General features: G+C 61.8%; 15 protein-coding genes. 3 read left to right on the plus strand and 12 right to left on the minus strand.

Going from position 1 to position 17,936, the window contains the following annotated elements:
* Positions 1-127 precede the first annotated feature (127 nt).
* Complete coding sequence (locus tag B2246_RS07245) at positions 128-2,314, plus strand: TonB-dependent siderophore receptor (protein WP_186425269.1); 2,187 nt, start codon at positions 128-130, stop codon at positions 2,312-2,314.
* Positions 2,315-2,379: 65 nt separating this feature from the next.
* Here B2246_RS07245 and B2246_RS07250 read toward each other — a convergent pair whose 3' ends face one another.
* From B2246_RS07250 to zigA, 6 genes are read right to left on the minus strand one after another with little or no spacing between them, the layout of a single operon-like run.
* A complete protein-coding gene (locus B2246_RS07250; RefSeq protein WP_186425268.1) occupies positions 2,380-3,777 on the minus strand; it encodes a dihydroorotase in 1,398 nt (465 codons plus the stop codon).
* 50 nt (positions 3,778-3,827) lie between these two features.
* Positions 3,828-4,388 (minus strand): carbonate dehydratase, encoded by a 561-nt coding sequence (locus tag B2246_RS07255; RefSeq protein ID WP_286880978.1) that lies wholly within the window; start codon positions 4,386-4,388, stop codon positions 3,828-3,830.
* The gene (locus B2246_RS07260) at positions 4,385-4,969 is read right to left on the minus strand and encodes a 6-pyruvoyl trahydropterin synthase family protein (protein ID WP_008650596.1); all 585 of its coding nucleotides are present in this window, start codon (positions 4,967-4,969) and stop codon (positions 4,385-4,387) included. The genes B2246_RS07255 and B2246_RS07260 overlap by 4 nt, the downstream gene beginning before the upstream one ends.
* Before the next feature lie 26 nt (positions 4,970-4,995).
* Positions 4,996-6,414 (minus strand): cysteine--tRNA ligase, encoded by a 1,419-nt coding sequence (cysS, locus tag B2246_RS07265; RefSeq protein ID WP_035881822.1) that lies wholly within the window; start codon positions 6,412-6,414, stop codon positions 4,996-4,998.
* Positions 6,411-7,340 carry a GTP cyclohydrolase FolE2 gene (folE2, locus tag B2246_RS07270; RefSeq protein WP_286880985.1) on the minus strand — a complete coding sequence of 310 codons (930 nt, stop codon included), beginning with the start codon at positions 7,338-7,340 and terminating at the stop codon, positions 6,411-6,413. Before folE2 ends, cysS begins: the two co-directional genes overlap by 4 nt.
* A gap of 60 nt (positions 7,341-7,400) precedes the next feature.
* Positions 7,401-8,594, minus strand: a complete 1,194-nt coding sequence (gene zigA / locus B2246_RS07275) for a zinc metallochaperone GTPase ZigA (RefSeq protein WP_008650601.1) — start codon at positions 8,592-8,594, stop codon at positions 7,401-7,403.
* A gap of 357 nt (positions 8,595-8,951) precedes the next feature.
* Between zigA and B2246_RS07280 the strand changes: the two genes are divergently transcribed.
* The gene (locus B2246_RS07280; RefSeq protein WP_040011230.1) at positions 8,952-9,248 is read left to right on the plus strand and encodes a hypothetical protein; all 297 of its coding nucleotides are present in this window, start codon (positions 8,952-8,954) and stop codon (positions 9,246-9,248) included.
* 168 nt (positions 9,249-9,416) lie between these two features.
* Here B2246_RS07280 and B2246_RS07285 read toward each other — a convergent pair whose 3' ends face one another.
* The 6 genes from B2246_RS07285 to B2246_RS07310 form a co-directional block, all read right to left on the minus strand.
* Positions 9,417-10,571: a porin gene (locus B2246_RS07285; protein ID WP_286880992.1), complete on the minus strand. Its 1,155-nt coding sequence runs from the start codon at positions 10,569-10,571 to the stop codon at positions 9,417-9,419.
* 162 nt (positions 10,572-10,733) lie between these two features.
* Positions 10,734-11,708, minus strand: a complete 975-nt coding sequence (locus B2246_RS07290; protein ID WP_234706950.1) for a Bug family tripartite tricarboxylate transporter substrate binding protein — start codon at positions 11,706-11,708, stop codon at positions 10,734-10,736.
* Between the two features lie 48 nt (positions 11,709-11,756).
* Positions 11,757-14,072 (minus strand): arylsulfatase, encoded by a 2,316-nt coding sequence (locus B2246_RS07295; RefSeq protein ID WP_286880995.1) that lies wholly within the window; start codon positions 14,070-14,072, stop codon positions 11,757-11,759.
* 26 nt (positions 14,073-14,098) lie between these two features.
* Positions 14,099-15,712: a GMC family oxidoreductase gene (locus tag B2246_RS07300; RefSeq protein ID WP_286880998.1), complete on the minus strand. Its 1,614-nt coding sequence runs from the start codon at positions 15,710-15,712 to the stop codon at positions 14,099-14,101.
* A 3-nt stretch (positions 15,713-15,715) separates the two neighbouring features.
* Positions 15,716-16,309 carry a thiamine pyrophosphate-dependent enzyme gene (locus B2246_RS07305; protein ID WP_286881000.1) on the minus strand — a complete coding sequence of 198 codons (594 nt, stop codon included), beginning with the start codon at positions 16,307-16,309 and terminating at the stop codon, positions 15,716-15,718.
* An 8-nt stretch (positions 16,310-16,317) separates the two neighbouring features.
* Positions 16,318-16,848, minus strand: a complete 531-nt coding sequence (locus B2246_RS07310) for a thiamine pyrophosphate-binding protein (protein ID WP_008644566.1) — start codon at positions 16,846-16,848, stop codon at positions 16,318-16,320.
* Between the two features lie 133 nt (positions 16,849-16,981).
* Between B2246_RS07310 and B2246_RS07315 the strand changes: the two genes are divergently transcribed.
* Positions 16,982-17,635 (plus strand): Crp/Fnr family transcriptional regulator, encoded by a 654-nt coding sequence (locus B2246_RS07315; RefSeq protein ID WP_349676971.1) that lies wholly within the window; start codon positions 16,982-16,984, stop codon positions 17,633-17,635.
* The last annotated feature ends 301 nt before the right edge of the window (positions 17,636-17,936 follow it).

The following is a 17,936-nucleotide window of genomic DNA, read 5'->3' on the forward strand; positions in this document are numbered from 1 at the left end:
GTTTGACCCTCATCTGAACATCGTAATAAATGCAAATCATTTGCATTCGTATTAGTATTCCGGTCAAATTCAGCCGCATCCGGGTGCGGAGCCACGCACCAGAACAACAACAATCCAGGAAGTCTGTATGTCCATGCTTGATTCACTCGACAGGCACGCGAGCTTGCGCGCGCGTAATTCGACGCGCTCGGCGCGCCCGCTGCCGATCCTGTCGCCGGTAGCCATTGCCGCGCTGAGCTTCAGCCTTTCGCAGCCAGCGCAGGCACAGTCGCAGGACACAGCCGACGCGACCATGTTGCCGGCGGCTACCGTGGTGGCGGACCGCTCCGGGGAGGCCGTCAAAGTGGAACGGGTCAATAGCGGCGCGCTGGGCGACCGCAAGCCCGTGGATACGCCCTTCTCCGTGGTGGCCGTATCGGGCGACGAGATCCAGCAACGCCTGGCGCAGACGGCCAACGACGTGTTCAAGTACGACCCGGCCGTGTCGGTGCTGGGCGATAACGCGCGGACCGAGAACTCCTACTTCGCCGTGCGCGGCATGCGCGTGGACATGCTCAATGGCACCAAGGTGGATGGGCAGAACTTCGTCACGTGGGATGCCGACATGCCACTCGAACCATTCGAACAGGTGGAACTGCTCAAGGGGCTGTCAGGCTTCATGTACGGCTTCGGCTCACCCGGCGGCATCATCAACTATGTGGTGAAACGTCCGACGGACAAGCCATTGCGAGAAGTCACGGTCGGCTACCAGGCCAACAGCGTCTGGAGCGAGAAGGTCGACCTCGGCGGTCGCTTCGGCGTGGATGACCGCTTCGGCTATCGGATCAATGCGGTCAACGAGGATGGCAACACCAACGAGCCAAACGTGCATGTGCGGCGCCAGGCCTTCTCGCTGGCCACGGATTTCCGCATCACCCCGGACCTCACATGGAATGCCGACGTCATGTACTGGAAGCGCAAGTCGCAGGGCACGATCTTCGGCCTGTCGTTCGCGTCGGACCTGTCCATTCCGCCCGCCAGCAGCGTGGCCCGGAATCTGGCACAGCCGTGGTCGTCGCACGAGACCGACACGCTTACCGTAGGCACCGGCGTGGACTACCGCATCAACGATGCCTGGCAGGCCAGCTTCAAGTATCGATTTGCGCGCCAGAACCGGCTTAACGCCGACAGCTTCCTGTACGTTACCAATAGTGCCGGGGATTTCTCCGACACTAACTACCGCTGGAAGACCGCCTACTACTACCAGGCGTACGACGCAATGGTGCAGGGCAAGTTCGAGACGGGTGCGATCAAGCACGATATCGTTGCCGGCATTGGCTACCTCTCGCAGGTGCGCGAACTCGACAACGGTCTTGGCGGCAATGGCATCCCCATGGGCACCAGCAATCTGTATAACCCGGTGCCGCTGCCCGAGCAGCCGGGCGTGGGCAAGGACTACATCCCGTACCGCGACTACAGGATTCAGCAGAAATCGGTCTACCTGAGCGACACAATCCAGTTCACGCCACGTTTTTCGGTACTGGCCGGCGTGCGCTACAACGACTTCACGCAGGACAACTACGATCCGTCGCAAGTCAAAACCTCGCACTACAGCGCCAATCCGTTCACCCCGACCGTTGCGCTGATGTACAAAACCGACGACTTCTCCACGGCGTATTTCAGCTACGTGGAGTCGCTGGAGCAGGGAGGATCGGCGGGCGTCACCAATGTCAACGCCGGGCAGACCTTTGGTCCACTCAAGAGCCGGCAATATGAACTGGGATTCAAGACCGACCGCGACAAGTGGGGGGCCAACGTCGCGCTGTTCCGCGTTGAAAAGGGCTACGAGTACACCAACTCGGCCAACTACTTCGTGCAGGACGGCAGCCAGCGTTTCACCGGCCTGGACACAAGCGGCTGGTTACGCGTAGCACGCGATGTACGGCTGATGGGTGGTGTGTTGTGGCTCGACACGAAGACCTCTGGCGTCGACGACCCCCTGGTCAATGGCAAGCGCGTGTTCGCCACGCCGAACTACATCGTGACGGGCCGCATCGAGTACGACACCCCGTTCGCCCCCGGCCTGACGCTGTGGACCGGCGCCAAGGTAACCGGCGATATGTATGTCAATTCGGCCAACACGCAGCACATACCTTCATACACCACCGCCGATGTCGGCGCGCGCTACACCACGCGCATGGCTGGCAAGACGCTGACGGTGCGCGCTGTGGTCAACAATGTGTTTGGACGCCGATACTGGACGACCACGTATGACGGCTTTGTCCTGCCAGCGTCAACACGCACGTTCCTGGCGAACGTATCGCTGCAGTTCTGACGGACACGCGCACCATCAGCAGGCATTGGCTGCCCCGACCCGACCTGGCCCCCTGCCACCTGATCTCAGATGTCGCCTGGCACTCGTGGTGGCGCTTCAAGGAAGCGCAACGGTCGACCCAGAGGTGTCGTCCCGACGAGCGCTTCGTCCCGCACGACGATGTGGCCACGCACCACGGTATGGATCGGCCAGCCCGTAACGCCGATGCCGTCATAGGGCGTCCATCCGCTGACACTCGCGATCCAGTCGTTGCGGATGGTCCTGCGAGCCTCCAGATCGACCAGCGTCAAGTCGGCGTCGTAGCCAAGCGCGATACGGCCCTTCCCTTCGACACCGAAGATCCGGGCCGGTCCGGCGCTTGTCAGGTCGACGAATCGCTGAAGGCTCAATTGACCACGATGCACATGATTCAGCATCACCGGCACCAGTGTCTGCACACCGGTCATGCCGCTGGGCGAAGCTGGATATGGACGACTCTTTTCCTCAAGCGTGTGAGGCGCATGGTCACTACCGATGACATCGACGACGCCCTCGCGAATCGCTTGCCATAGGGCGTCCCGGTGGCGACGTTCACGCACCGGAGGATTCATTTGTGCCAGCGTCCCCAGGCGCTCGTAGCATTCTGGCGCCTCCAGGGTCAGGTGGTGCGGCGTCACTTCAACTGTCACGCGATCCTTCCGATCCGATAGGAAGGCAATCTCTTCGGCAGTCGAAACATGCAGGATATGAAGGCGCCGCCCAGTATCCCCGGCAAGCGTCACGATGCGCTGCGTGGCCAGCAATGCGCTGCTGGCGTCGCGCCAGACCGGGTGCTGGCGCACGTCGCCGCTCGACTCGGCGATGACCTTGCGGTCGCGCAGGCGGGCCTCATCCTCAGCATGCACGGCCATCCTGCGGCGGCCGTGCGCCAGGATCCGACATAGCACCTCGTTTTCATCCGCCAGCAGGTCGCCAAACGAGCTGCCCATGAAGACCTTCACGCCAGCACAGCCAGGCAGACTCTCCAGGTACTCCAGATGCTCGGCATTTACGGACGACCCGCCGATGTAGAACGCGTGGTCGCACCACGCTCGTCCCCGTGCCGCATCAAGCTTCGCCTGGAGATCCTCTGCACGCAATGTGAGCGGTTGCGTGTTCGGCATCTCGAATACCGCCGTGACGCCGCCTAGCACCGCACCGCGCGTGCCGGCCTCCAACGTTTCCTTGTGCGTCAAGCCGGGCTCGCGGAAATGCACCTGACTATCGATAACGCCCGGCAGTACGTGCAGACCCTTCGCGTCGAGCGTGGCATCGGCCGTCCATGAGTGCTGCAGGTCTCCAAGCGCCACGATGCGACCGGCCGCACATGCGACATCGGCGCGCTCGACACCGTTGGGGGTGGCGAGGGTGCCGCCAATCACCAGCAGGTCCGCATGGCGGCGTGCCGATGACCGCCCAACATCGGTGAATGTTCCATCCATCATGCTGCGCCCTCCATGATTGTGCGTGGCAGCGTAGGAGCAACCGACATGTTTCAGAACTCGTTCTGGATGGCTTTGTATCCGCGCACCAACGCGTTGTTGGTCAGCGCGACATCTTCGGAAAACTCGCTGGCGTCGACGGACACCTTGGGGAGTGTGGCAAGGTCGGTGGATCGTCCAATGCGCATCGTCGACGGAACATGGAAGCCGGCCGGCAGATGGCAGCCATCGACCACGGCGTTGAATCGCACCACGCAGCCGTCTTCCACGACGCAGTCGAATAGCACGCTATTGAATCCGATGAACACCCCATTACCGACCCGGCACGGACCGTGAACGATGGCACGATGCGCGATCGAGGTGCGTTCCCCGATCGATACCCGCGCGCCAGACTTGGAATGGACGACGACGCCGTCTTGTATGTTGGAATGCGCGCCAATCAGGATCGGCTCAAGCTGGCCATTGGCATCTACCTCGTCGGCACGAATCACCGCGTAGGGACCGATAAATACGTTCTCCGCAACAACCACCTTGCCGCACAGGACGGCCGTCGGGTCAACGAAGGCGCTCGGGTGAATCTGCGGCAGATCGCCGCTCGGGTTCTTTCTGATCATGTAGCGGATTCCTGGCGTGCTAATCCGCACGCGCGTTTTAACCGTTCGAACAACGCCGCGTCGCACCATTGCGCCGTGATGGCGGGCGCGAAGACGATGGATTCAAGCTCGATGCGCCCCATGCGGGGATTCTCGGCGTCCTCACGGAAACACTGCGCATAGCCGGTCTCCGTTTCATGGACGATGACGGAGTGCAATCGCACGTCTCCCTCGCCATTGCGCAAGGCGGTCGTGGCTAGCACCGCATCCACCAGCCGGAAGAACAACCTTGAGAATTGTTCGGCGCTTGGCGACACCGGTATCAACACCCAACGCTCTGAATGCTGGCGCATGGATGCCAGATACGCTGGGTCGTCGCCGGTCCATAGCGTGACCGCATGGTCGAAGGCGTCGATCAGCGTAAACGCGCCGCCCTTGAGCAGGCCGAAGTCATAGACCATCTGTCCATGGTCGAGTGAGTGTGCCTCCAGCAGTAACTCGATCTTGTACGAATGCCCGTGGATGGAATGCGAGCAGCGCCTCGTGCTGCATCCGCGCACGATATGGGCGTTCTCGAAGCGGAAGAGCTTGCGAATCAGCATGCCGTCGTCACGTGCGCCCGCCGCCCTTATGCTGGAGTTCCATCGACAAGGGTCCAGGTACTCCCATTGGCCGTGTCGTGAACCAGGACACCGGCCGCGCCAAGTTCCTCACGCAGTGCGTCTGCCCGTGCGAAGTCGCGGCGCTTGCGGGCCTGCTCGCGCTCCGCGACCAAATGGTCGATCCGTGCCGCGTCCGCAGCAGTGGCGAGACCATGGATGTCTGCTGGCCCGGCCAGTGCCTGGAGCGCGGAGTTTGGATCCTGCTGGAACAATCCGAGCAACCGTCCCGACGCCGTCACCCGCGCCTTGGCCACGGATCGGCCGGCATCGGTACCTGCCTTTTCCAGCTCGGCGAGCAACACGTGGAGTCGCGCCAGCGCACCCGGAATGTTCAGGTCATTGTTGAGGGCCGCGATTACCTCCTCGTCAGGCTCTTCGCCGGGCGAGATCTCGATGTGTTCAACTGTCTTCAGCCCCCGGTAGAAGCGCGACAGGGTCTGGCGCGCCGTCAGCAGGCGCTGCGCGTTCCAGTCGAGCGGATGCCGGTAATGCGCCGAAAGCAACGCCAGTCGTATCGCCTCCCCCGGCGCCTGCCCCAGCAGATCGCGCAGCAGCAGAACGTTGCCGAGCGACTTGGACATTTTCTGGCCGTCCACGGTAACGAAGCTGTTGTGAACCCAGGTGCGGCAGTACATCTCGCCATTCGCGCAAGTGCCCTGGGCAATCTCATTCTCGTGATGCGGGAATATCAGATCCTGGCCGCCCCCGTGGATGTCGATCGTGCTTCCCAGGTGTTGCCCGATCATGGCTGAGCATTCGATATGCCAACCTGGTCGCCCGCGTCCCCACGGACTCGGCCAACCCGGAAGCTCGGCAGTGGACGGCTTCCAGAGGACAAAGTCCAGCGGATCGCGCTTGTATGGTGCGACCTCGACGCGTGCGCCGGCGAGCATGTCCTCAGGTCGGCGACCCGAAAGCTGGCCATACGCGGGAAAGGACGGCACGTGAAACAGGACATGATCCTGTTCGACATAGGCATTCCCGTTTGCGATCAGCCGCCGTATCAAGGCAATGATCGCGGGGATGTGCTCGGTGACGCGCGGCTCCAGGTCAGGAATCAACACGCCCAGCGCCCGCATGTCCTCGTGGTAGGCATCGATGTAGCGCGCAGTAATGGTGCCGATAGGCACGCCCTCCGCCGCCGCGCTCGCGTTGATCTTGTCGTCCACATCGGTGAAGTTGCGGGCGTAGACCACTTCTGCGTATTGCTCGCGCAGTAGCCGCGCCAGCACGTCGAAGACAACGGCCGGCCTGGCATTGCCGATATGCGCGAAGTTGTAGACCGTTGGCCCGCAGACATACATCGCGACGCGGCCCGGCTGCCCGGTCCGCAAGGGCTCCTTCTTGCGGGTCAGCGAGTTGTAGAGGCTGAGCGCGGAAGTCATGCGGCCACCTCCCGTGCATGCTTCATCTGCAACGGCGCTGCCCAAGCCACCGCATCATGAGGATGGAGACTTTCAAGGTGCCGAACGTGAACCCTGGGATTCGCGAAACGTCCGTCCAGCGCAACCTGAATGCGGCGCGCCGCGTCTTCAACGAACATGAGATTCTGGCCATTCAGCGCGGCGAATGCCTGCTCATCGGCACGCTTGACGGCAGTCTGTAGTGGCGTGCCAAGCGCGCGCTCGATGTGGTCGATCAGGTCGAGAAGCTCCAGGTTTGGCGAATCGACGGCAATATCCACAGTGATCGACGCCTCGCTACGCTGGCTGTGTGGCGTCGCCAGCGTGCCGTGTTGCCGCAACCAGGCCGAGACTTCGGCGACGTCGACATGACGCTTATGTGCGAACGCCTTCGCAAACCCTCGCTCTACCAGTTGCCGGGTCAATGCCGCGGAGCACGGACAAGTCGACGAGTAGCCTGCCGTTACCCGAGCCGTCAGCGCAAAGACATTGCCAACCAGCGATGCGTCCAGCCGTACCGGATACGACTTCCATCCTGCAATGCCTTCCGTGACCAATGCGGGGCGACGGACTAGCAGATCAAAACGCAGGCGTAGCCGCGCGCCGCCTGTCTCGCAATCGCGATGACTGTCCACCACCGCTTCAAGCAATTGCCGTATGCGGATGGGCGAAAGACCCGCGCCATCGTCCGGCGCATCCAGCAGCGCGTACAGGCGAGACATATGGATCCCCTTGACCCTGGGCGCGGGCAGGTCGACATGAATGTCCGCGCGGGCGTGCAACTGACGCCGATAGCCAGGCTCGACAAGCCTGATTGGCAGGTCGATGCCCTGCATGCCGACCCACTCCAGCGGGGTGAAGGTCGGGGAGACTTCGGTCAAGGAAACGTCGGGAAGGGCTGCGCTCATGCTTTCGTTCGGATTGGGAAGGCATCCCCAATGTCCTAGGCGCATGGGGAGCCCCAAGTGTCAGGGCCAGTCAGGAAAGGGGTTGTGCCAGGTGGTCCACGCATCAGGACCCTGCGCCATCTCGTCGTCCGTCAACAGGCAGGCGTCCAGACATCTACGAAGTTCGAACTCGTCCATGTCGACACCAATCAACACGATCTCCTGACGCGCATCGCCGACGCTGTCGTCCCATTTGGCGCGAATCAAGGCAACGGACTCCGGGTCGTCCGGCCAGCGCTCGGGCGGCACCGCGGCCCACCAGTAACCGGCCGGACCGTGCCTGGCAACGGCGCCAGCCTGAGACCAGGTTCCCGCGAGCGTCGGATGGCTTGCCAGCCAGAAGAACCCCTTTGACCGCACCACACCCGGCCATTCGGCCGCGACAAACGCGTGGAAGCGTTGAGGATGAAATGGTCGACGGGCGCCGTAGACGAAGCTGCGAATGCCGTATTCCTCGGTCTCAGGCACGTGCTTGCCGCGCATTTCCTGTATCCAGCCGGGCGCTTTCGATGCTTCCTCGAAATCGAACAAACCTGTGTCGAGCACCCGATCGAGAGGCACCCGGCCAAACTCGGCGATCTCGATACGTGCCCTGGGGTTGAGCGCGCGCAGAATGGCCAGGAGGCGCTCGCGGTCCGCGTCGACGATCAGATCGACCTTGTTCAAGACCAGCACATCGCAGAATTCGACCTGATCGATCAGGAGGTCCACGACGGTGCGCGCATCCTTCTCGCCCAGTGACTCGCCGCGCGATTGCAGACTGTCGCGCGAACCGTAGTCGCGGAGGAAATTGAAGGCGTCGACCACCGTGACCATGGTGTCCAGATGGGCAACCTCATTGAGACTACGGCCATCTTCGCCTTCGAACGTAAAGGTCTCCGCCACCGGCAAGGGCTCCGAGATCCCGGTCGATTCGATAACCAGTTGGTCGAATCGCCCTTCCCTCGCCAGCCGGTCGACTTCCAGCAGCAGATCTTCGCGCAGCGTGCAGCAGATGCACCCATTGCTCATCTCGACCAATGTCTCTTCCGTCCGCGAAAGATTGGCGCCGCCATCCCGGACAAGCGCGGCATCGATGTTGACGTCGGACATGTCGTTGACGATCACCGCGACGCGACGACCCTCACGGTTATGGAGGATGTGATTAAGCAAGGTGGTCTTGCCCGCGCCGAGGAAGCCCGAGAGCACGGTGACAGGAAGCTTGGCTGGAAGCATGAGGATTTGGTTTGCCCGCAAGGCATCCTGCCAAATGCGGGCGATCTGTTAATGCAACATTGTTGCAAACAGATCTTAAATGCAACCTTGTTGCATTTCAAGCCAAATTTTCAAAGCCCCCAAAGCGACGAGTGCGGCAACACCAACAGCGCCGTCGGCGGGGCCAGCTTGTAGCGATCGAAGTCGACATGCGGGCCCTGCTGTCTCCCTCTATCTGCCGCCTCCATCTATCTGCGTTGCCTGAATGCAACTTGGGCTGATGTCCCGTACTGCCAGGCGATCTGCCACGGCATCGTGGCACGAAATGCGAAGACCGAGGCATCAGATGTCAACTGCATGGGGAAAAAGGACTGCAGCATGGATCCTCCCGTCATCGCTCAAGTATCCGAAGTGGGTAACTCCATTCTTCAGCGCAGAATCATTGGTCTGATGGCAGCGGGCCATCGCCTCGTTACGGTGCGATCACCGATTACCCTGCATGTTGTGCACGTTGCCGTGATGACCCCAGAGAACGCCTCCATCATCGATCGCATCCCACTCTGGCGAGCCAAGCGGCTCATCCACGCAGGCGCGATCGTTCCAGACACCGGCAACCTCGATTCAGCAAATGAGTTGCTGCTGTCGAGAACCGCAAATCGAGATCGATTTGGCTAGTTCGGGTGCTGCCTGGCCCCTCGCTCGGCCAAGAGGCGACACGCGGCGGTGTGGCCCGCGAAGGCCGGTTCCAACTGCGAACGGACATTGCGCCGGAAATCTGCACTGATGGAAGCACAGACTCCCGGCAAGGACCCAGGCATTGACCTGGCTCATCGCCAAAAATGCCTAAAAGACATGCCGCATGCCCATTGACACGCCAAGCTGTCCACTTGAGCTTGGCGTCTTGTAGTAGACCTGAGAGGTAGCGGGTGAATAGCCGATGGATTGGCCATTCGGCAAGTAGGTGATGTTGTCCCAGTTCAGCGAGGCATTGCGGGCGTACATGACACCAAGGAAGACGTCGGTGCGCTTTGAGAGGTTGTAATCCGCCAGCGCCAGATATTGCTGCAGGTTCTTCGGATTAGTATGCACACCGCCGATGGTGGCATCCTTGATATCGTCGTAGTAGTACGCCAGCGTCAGCTTGAGTGCGCCAGTCGCATACCAGTTGATACCAGCCCAGTACATGTTGTCCCGATGTGGCAGCAGCGATGGTGTGCCGGTCGACGGCGCCACTGAGTTCCCCCAGCGATATCCCGCGACCAGCTTCACTGGCCCGAGCATGTAGCTAGCTGCCACCGTGGCGCGCATGTCACGGCCGTAGTCGTTCGACGTCGAGTTGCCAGCGACTTGTGCCGTATTCAGTGTTTTCACTTCGTCGTACCCAAGCGCGACGCCGAATACATCGTTCAGATACGAAACACCCACACCGTAGGCCGACCCGGCCGAGAAGGTACCCGCGCGCTCTCCGAACGACCAATGCGCCGTGGCGGTGACCGGGCCGAACACCCCCTGATACTGCGCCATGTTGCTTTCCCGGAAATTTGGCCCAGAGATGCCTACCACCGGCTCGAACTCTGGCGCATAGGCCACCGGGGTGAAGCTGCCCATCGTCAGGAAGCTTGACGTGTACTGACGCCCGAACGTCAGCCTGCCATAGGTATTCTGCAACCCGACGAAGGCTTGGCGGCCGAACATCAGCCCGCCGCCAAGCTGGCCATTGTCGGTGTTGAACTGGTTCTCCAGGACGAACAGACTCTTGAAGCCACCGCCCAGGTCCTCCACCCCGCGCAGCCCAAACCGCGACTGTGCGATGCCGGAAGAATTCATCTGGAAGGTCGAACCACTACCCGGCGCGAGCACGCCACCAGAGGTGTTCTGCATCCGGTTCACGTACTGCAGACTCGTTGTCACCACGCCATACAACGTCACCGATGACTGTGCGTGCGCGAACGGGGCCATCGTTGCGGTGGCAAGCGTGGCAACCATCATCTTCTTCATAAGGTCTCTCCTCCTCTATTGTGGTTCTGGCTGTGCGTTGCTCGTGTCGTGCGGTTCGCAGACGAGCCTCGGCTCTTGCGGCCGATAGCTTGCGGACGAGCGATGCCCTCCGCCTACGGATCGTCGGCGGATGGACACGTGTATCGATGGGAATGTGATGCGCTATTGCTGGACGATGGTCCTTGCCACCGACTCCTCCGCGCGAACGGCGTCATTCAGTTCCGCGCGGAACTGGTCCGGGGAGCTACTGACGTCCGTCACCGACCCCAGGTTCTCCTGGATCGACTGAAATCCGGGGTCATGTGCCGCAGCCTGTATCGCAGCGAACAGTTTCCGTGTAATGGCCGGCGACGTGCCCGCGGGCAGCGCGAAGCCCCCCCACGAGGAGAAGCCATAGCGCGGCACACCAGCTTCGACGAAGGTCGGCGTACCGGCGAGTTGCGGCACTCGGGCGGGCGTGGTCACGGCGAGTGCCTTCAGGCTACCGGCCTTGATCTGCGGCAGCGCCGAGGAAAGCACCATGATGGAGAAGTCGATCTGCCCGCTACGCATCGCATTGATCGACTCCACGGCCCCCTTGTAAGGGACATGCAGGAACTCCAGCCCCGACACGCTCCGCTTCATGTACTCGACTGCCATGTGCGCAGGCGATCCGACACCGGCCGAGCCGTAACTCAGTGACCCAGGGTGTGCCTTGGCGGCACCGATCAGCTCCTGCAGGGTGTGGTACTTCGAGTTGGAGGGCACTACCGCAACAAATGCCGAGGTATTGACCTTGGCCACCGGCTGCAAAGCCTTGGACAGGTCAATCTTGTGGGTCATGGCCTCGACGGTCACCAGGCCCGACGTGATGTAAGCAACCGTGTAGCCATCGGGCGCGGCCGCGGCCGCAACCTGAGTGCCGAGCAAGGCGGAAGCTCCGGGCTTGTTATCGACGATTACCGGAACGCCCAGGTGCCTGCCCATGATCTCGGCAAGCTTGCGGACCGAGATGTCCGGACCGCCTCCGGCCGGGTACGGAACGATGATGCGAATGGCCTTGGTCGGCCAGTTTTCAGTTGCCCGTGCGCCAAACGGCAGCGTCAGCGCGGACAGGGCCAGCGCGAACATCACGCGGCGGCGGTGCGTCATAGGCATGTTGGTCTCCATTCTTGTTTTGGGCTTGCAGCGCGGAAGCATGGCTCGCTAGTCGATCTGTGCGAGGCGTTCGGGACGGTTCGCCAGACTGTCTACCGCCTGCTGTCCTGGTGTGAGCCGAACGAAGCGGATGCTTCCCGCATAGGGGAATGCACCGCGCGTGCCATAGCGGTCACTGACTTTCAGCCGACGATCGCAGCCCACGTCCAGGCCCTCACCCGTGAGTCTCACGATGGTTGGCGACATATCCAGATCACCGACCGGCGCACCGTCCAGGCTGATGACGCCGACACCTCGCCGCCCGCCCGTGGCCCGATGCGCCAGGGCCAGCACGTGGTCACCGGCGGACAGTTGCTGCCCGGCAAGTTCGGCCTGTCGTTGACCACCGTTGTAAACGATGTGAAGTTGGCCCTGCTGCACGAAGATGGTCAAACCGCCAAAGGAGTTCCCGAACGCAAGCAGCACCCCCTCCTGCCCGCTCTCATACGAGAAATTGCATTCGAGATCGTAGTCCCGGTCCGCAATCAGCGGCGACACGATAGCGGTCGGCACCGTCGATGTCCCGGAATAGAACATCCTGGCACTCGCGTTTGCCTTCTCCAGGAACGGTGGCACAGAGAGCGCCCGACGGTTGTCCCGGTTGTCGAGCGGGTAGATGTAGTTGGCCTCGGCATCCGCTTCGAACTCCGCGATCAGCGCCGCCAGCAGTTCAGGATGCCCCTTGGCAACGTCTTCGCACTCGGTCGGATCGGCGGCAAGGTCGAACAGCATCCAGTTGTCCAGTTCGATGGCCGCACCTGGAGGCTGCAACGAAACAATCTTCCATTGCCCCCGGATATAGCCCCGATTGCCCTCCAGTTCATAGTGCTGGCGATCCCGCGCGGCGGGGTGTCCGGCCTCCGCCAGCATCTTGCGGAACGATCTCCCATTCATGCCGCCGGTGGGCAGACTGTTGAAGACCTCCGGGTAGCGGACGCCGGCCAGTTCGAGCAACGTCGGCAAGGTGTCGGTCACGTGAATCCATTGCCGGCGGATGGCGCCTGCGTCCGCAATGCCCCGTGGCCAGTGCATGACATATGGCACACGGATGCCGCCATTCATCGGTGTGCGCTTGTAAAAGCGAAATGGCGTGTTCGACGCGTTGCCCCAACCGACCGGATAGGCCGCGTATGAATGCGCGCCACCGAGCTTGCCGTCTTGCATCATCGACTCTGCCAGCCCCTTAGGCTCGGCTCCCGAGACGCGCTTCTCGAAGATATTTGCCGCGCCTTGCGGCCCTCCGATTGACGAAGCGCCGTTGTCCGAGGTGATGATGAAGATGGTGTTATCGAGCATGCCCGCATCGCGCAGGAAGTCCGCCAGCCGCCCGACGTTCTGGTCGATGTTGTCAACCATCGCGGCATAAACTTCCATGTAGTGGGCATAGAGCCGGCGTGTGTCGGCATCCAGCGTCTCCCAGGCGGGGATGTTGGGGCTTCGCTCGGATAGCTGCCAGTCTGCCGGGATCAGCCCGTCGGCGACCTGGCGCGCATGGCGTTCCTTCCGGGTCTGGTCCCAGCCCTGGTGATAGGCTCCCGCATAGCGTTGGATGTCCTCCGGCTTGGCCTGCAAGGGCACATGCGGGGCGTTGTGGGCAAGGTACAGGAAGAACGGCTTGTCCGGACTGGCACCCTGATGGTCCTTGAGCCAGTGGATTGCCTTGTCGGTCCAATCGTCGCTGCAGTAGTAACCCTCCGGATACTCTTCAACGTCGATGAAGCTATTGCCCTCGATCAGTTGCCCGGGAGCGAAATAGTTAGTCTCCGCCGCGAGGAAGCCATAGAAGCGATCGAAACCCCGCTGCAGCGGCCACGCATCGCGCGATCCCGACGGTGTCACGTTGTAGTCAGCGGTGTTGTGCCATTTGCCTACCGCATAGGTCGAGAAGCCGCGTTCCCGCAGCAACTCGGCCATGGTGGGCGCCTCCTTCGCAATCTCGCCGGCCTGATAGCCCGGATACCCGGGATTGTTGTGCGTCAGCCAGCCGCATCCCACCGCGTGCGGGTTCTTGCCTGTCATCAGGGCCGCCCGCGCCGGCGTGCACATCGGCACCGTCGTGTAGTTGACGAAACGCAGCCCCGCCTGTGCGAGCCCGTCGATGTTGGGCGTCCGAATCTCGCTTCCATAGCAACCGAAATCCGAGAACCCAAGATCGTCGAGCAGCACCACCACGACGTTGGGCGTGCCCGGCAGCGCCTCACGCCGGGCTGGCCACCACGGCTCGGAGTCCTTCAGCGTCTTGCCGATCCGGCCCTTGAATGTTTGTCCCTGCATGGTCGTGCCCATTGATTGCTCGCCATGCGAGCGCGATTGATTGGTAGTCATCTCACGTACTCCGTCGACGCCCTGAGTCAGGTCGTCTTGCCAAGGATGAGGTCTGCAGCCTTCTCTCCAATCATGATGGAGGCGGCGTTGGTGTTCGACGAGGGCATGGTCGGCATGATCGAGGAATCCACCACGCGCAGATTGGCGACACCGTGAACCTTCAGGTCGGCGCCCACCACTGCCATGGGATCGTTGCCCATCTTGCATGTCCCGATCGGATGCCATGAGGTCTGCCCCGCCTTCCTGATGTAGGCCAGCAGTTCGTCGTCCGAGCGAATATCCGCACCGGGGCGCGTTTCGCGCTTGATGTAGCAAGCGAGCGCCGGCTGGCTGGCAATGCGCCGGGCCAGGCGAATGCCTTCAAGCATCACCGCCTTGTCGCTCTCCGCCGAGAAGTACGCGGGATCGATATGCGGCGCCGCGTGCGGGTCCACGCTGGCGATATGGAGACTGCCCCGGGATGCCGGCCGCAACTGGAAGAAGCCGATAGAGAAACCCGGATGCGCGTCCAGACCAAACCCCTTCGTGCGGGCATAGCGATCCATGCCACTCAGGTGGTGAAGCTGCACCTTGACCTGAGCACGCGTCTGCGCCGGTGCGGTCCGTGCCAGCGCGTGTACGGTGGCCGACGGTGTCGCCATCATGCCCTTGCGTGTAACCATGTAACGCGCGCCCATCCATAGCTGCCGGAGTGGGCTCGAAAGCGTATCGTTCAGCGTGATGCGCTTCGTGCATTCGTACGTGATCCGGCATTGCAGATGATCCGACAGATTTTCGCCGACGCCGGGCAGGTGATGCCGCGGTTGGATGCCATGCTCGCGCAGCAATTCCGCATTGCCGATCCCGGACAATTCGAGTATCTGCGGTGACTTGATCGGCCCGGCACTGAGGATGACCTCGCGGCTGGCATACGCCTTCCGGGTAACACCAGCCTGGACATACTCGACGCCGACAGCCTTCTTGCCATCGAAGAGAATGCGTGTCACCGTCGCCTCGACCTGCAGGTCGATCTTCGCATTCACCCGTCCATGCAGGTAGCCGATTGCGGTACTGCAACGTTGCCCATTGCGCGTGGAGAGTTGCAGATAGGAAACCCCCTCGTACTGCTCGCCGTTGTAGTCGGCATTTCGGGGGATGCCGCCGGCCTCGCACGCGTCGATGAAGCCCTCCGAAAGCTCATGACCCAGATGCGCCAGCGACGTCACGCCGATGGGTCCGCTACGCCCGCGATATGCGTCCGATCCAACCATGGTGGATTCCAGTCGCTTGAAATACGGCAGCAGTTCCGCGTGGCTCCATCCCGGATTGCCGAGCGCCGCCCAATGGTCGAACTCGGCAGGCTCCCCGCGGACGTAGATCATGCCGTTGACCGAACTCGAGCCGCCAGGCATGCGTCCGCGCGGCCAATAGATTTCCTGACCCTCCAGATGGCGTTGGCCCGCCGTTTTGAATGGCCATACGTAGCGCGGATTCAACAGTAACTTGGCGATACCGATGGGGACGCGCACCCAGAAGTCGCGCTCCCGGCTAGCACCCGCTTCGAGTAGCAGCACCTTGCCGGAGCCGCGCTCCGCGAGCCGGGTCGCAAGCGTCGCGCCTGAGGAACCGGCCCCGACGACGATGAAATCGAAGTTGCTCATCGCCTAGCGCTCCTGCAACCACGCCGCCAGCGCCACGGCTTCGGCACCCATTCTCGAGAACTGCCGGTCCGGCATCTCCGCCTGTGGATTCTCCGCGTCAAATCGTGGCGGCTCCTGCTCCACGCAGAGTTCATAGAATGCCGGCCCTTCCACGTCATGCATTTGGGCCACTACGTCCAGCAGGACAGCAACGCTATCGACGCGTACAACATGGCGATAGCCCGCCGCACGCGCCATGCCACAAAAATCCATGGTGTCTTCGCACGCAAGCTTCAGGTTCACACCGCCCGTGAACTGGCTGCCGTTGTGCACGACGAAGTGGGCAAACCGGCGCGGCTGCTGTCCTGCCACGGTCGCCAGGCTGCCAAGCTGCATCAGCAGACTCGCATCCCCATCCACCACGATCACCATGCGCTCGGGCTTCGCGAGGGCCAGGCCAAGGCCGAGACCAGACGCACCGCCCATCAACGGCACGGAGTTGATTCGCCCCGCGTTGACGCCCAGGGTATCGAACAAATACATCGACCCCATGGTCGTCACCAGAACCGCGCCATCGCGCGCCGCTTCAATTGCTTTGCAAGCTTCGAGAATTCGCATGACAGGTCTCAGTTCCATCCAATGGGTGCACCCACGATCAAGGCCGCAGCACCGCGCTGGCTATGCGCCTGTTCGTATGCGGTTTGCACGCACGCCAGGTCTTCCGGTCGTTCGAGTCGCCAATGCGGCACGGCCAGCGCGTCGAGCACCGGCTCCAGCAGCCGCACCATGTTGCGACGCGATTCCGCCGGGTTGGCGCCAAAGTTGGAGAACTCGCGGCCGAACTGGCCAACAAGGAAAACGGTGGGAATGCGTGCGTCGAGGGCTACCGCGCGAATGGTGTTGACGCAGGCATAGAGTCCCTGGTTCTGGACGGCGATGACCGGGCGTTTGCCACCGATGGTCAGTCCGGCGGCCGTGGTAACGGCCTGGTCCTCGTTGGCACAGATGACTTCCCGAATGCCATCGACTCCCGCACCGATACGGGCATGGAGCGCCCACTGAATCCAATCCGGCACGGTGACGAAGTGGTCGACGCCACTGCGTTCCAGCGCCGCAATAAACGCGGTAGCTGCAATGCTATGATTTTGTGTACTCACCTTTGCCTCGCTCTGTCGTTGTGATGCCCATTCTGGGTATGACGCGGCGCAGCAATCTGTCACGTTGACGACACAAAACCCATCCACCACATATCGGGCACTTGCCGAAGCTGTTTTGCGTCGTTCCGCGGTATTGGAGAGATGCTCAGCGCAGACCCTCGAGCGTTTTCTGGCAGCCGGCAGAATCGAGGTATGCCCTGATGGAGCGATGCTGACCACGCGCGGCAAGCCGATGGAGTCACTGATCGTCGTCTTGCGCGGCAGCCTGGAAGTTGGCGTGCAGACAAGCACAGGCAAGCGCTACGTAGTCCGCTTCATGGAACCGGGGCAGATACAAGGCGTGATCCCGATCCTGGATGGCAAGCACTCCATTCACGACACGCGGGCCCACGGCGAGAGCATTGTCCTGCTGGTACCAAAGAGCACGTTCGCCGAGGCGTTGGCGAATGACACGGGCCTGGGACAATCGCTGCTGCAATTGTTCTGTGCCCGCTCCCGCTCACTCTATGACGGCGTGGCCGCGCATGCGCTCTCGCCGGCAAAGGCCCGGCTTGCACGCGCCTTGCTCTCGCTACTGCCGGCCTACGGCCTGCCACGCGGCAACACCGTCGCGCTATCCATCAAGCTCTCGCAGGATGAACTCGCTACCCTGGTCGGCGTGTCGCGACAGCGCCTCAACAAGGAGTTGAAGGAGTTCGAGAACGACAGCATTGTCTCGATCGCCTACTCGCAAATCGAGATCCTGGATCGTGATGCGCTGGTATCCATCGCATCGATGGATATGTGATGTGGGGGCTCGGCTATTTCGATACCGTGTGATGCCGAAGAATGGCGTCGGGCTATCGTGTCGGCATCCGCCACGTAGATAAAGAATTGCAAATCCTCTCCCGACATTCGCCGCTAGAGGAGTTCTCACCCCGCTCGCGTTACCTCCCGAGTCGAGTGTCACCATGCAATGTGCCCGGCCCCGTGATCACTCTCAATGCCAGGCGGTCCCCACCTGAACATATATGGCGTTCTGATCCTTGCTGTGCGCGACATCGAGACCCATAGCAAGTCCGAGTCTGAGCTTGCCCCCGCAAAACGAA

It is taken from the genome of Cupriavidus sp. UBA2010, assembly GCF_002335265.1.
In the GTDB taxonomy this organism is placed as follows: domain Bacteria; phylum Pseudomonadota; class Gammaproteobacteria; order Burkholderiales; family Burkholderiaceae; genus Cupriavidus; species Cupriavidus metallidurans.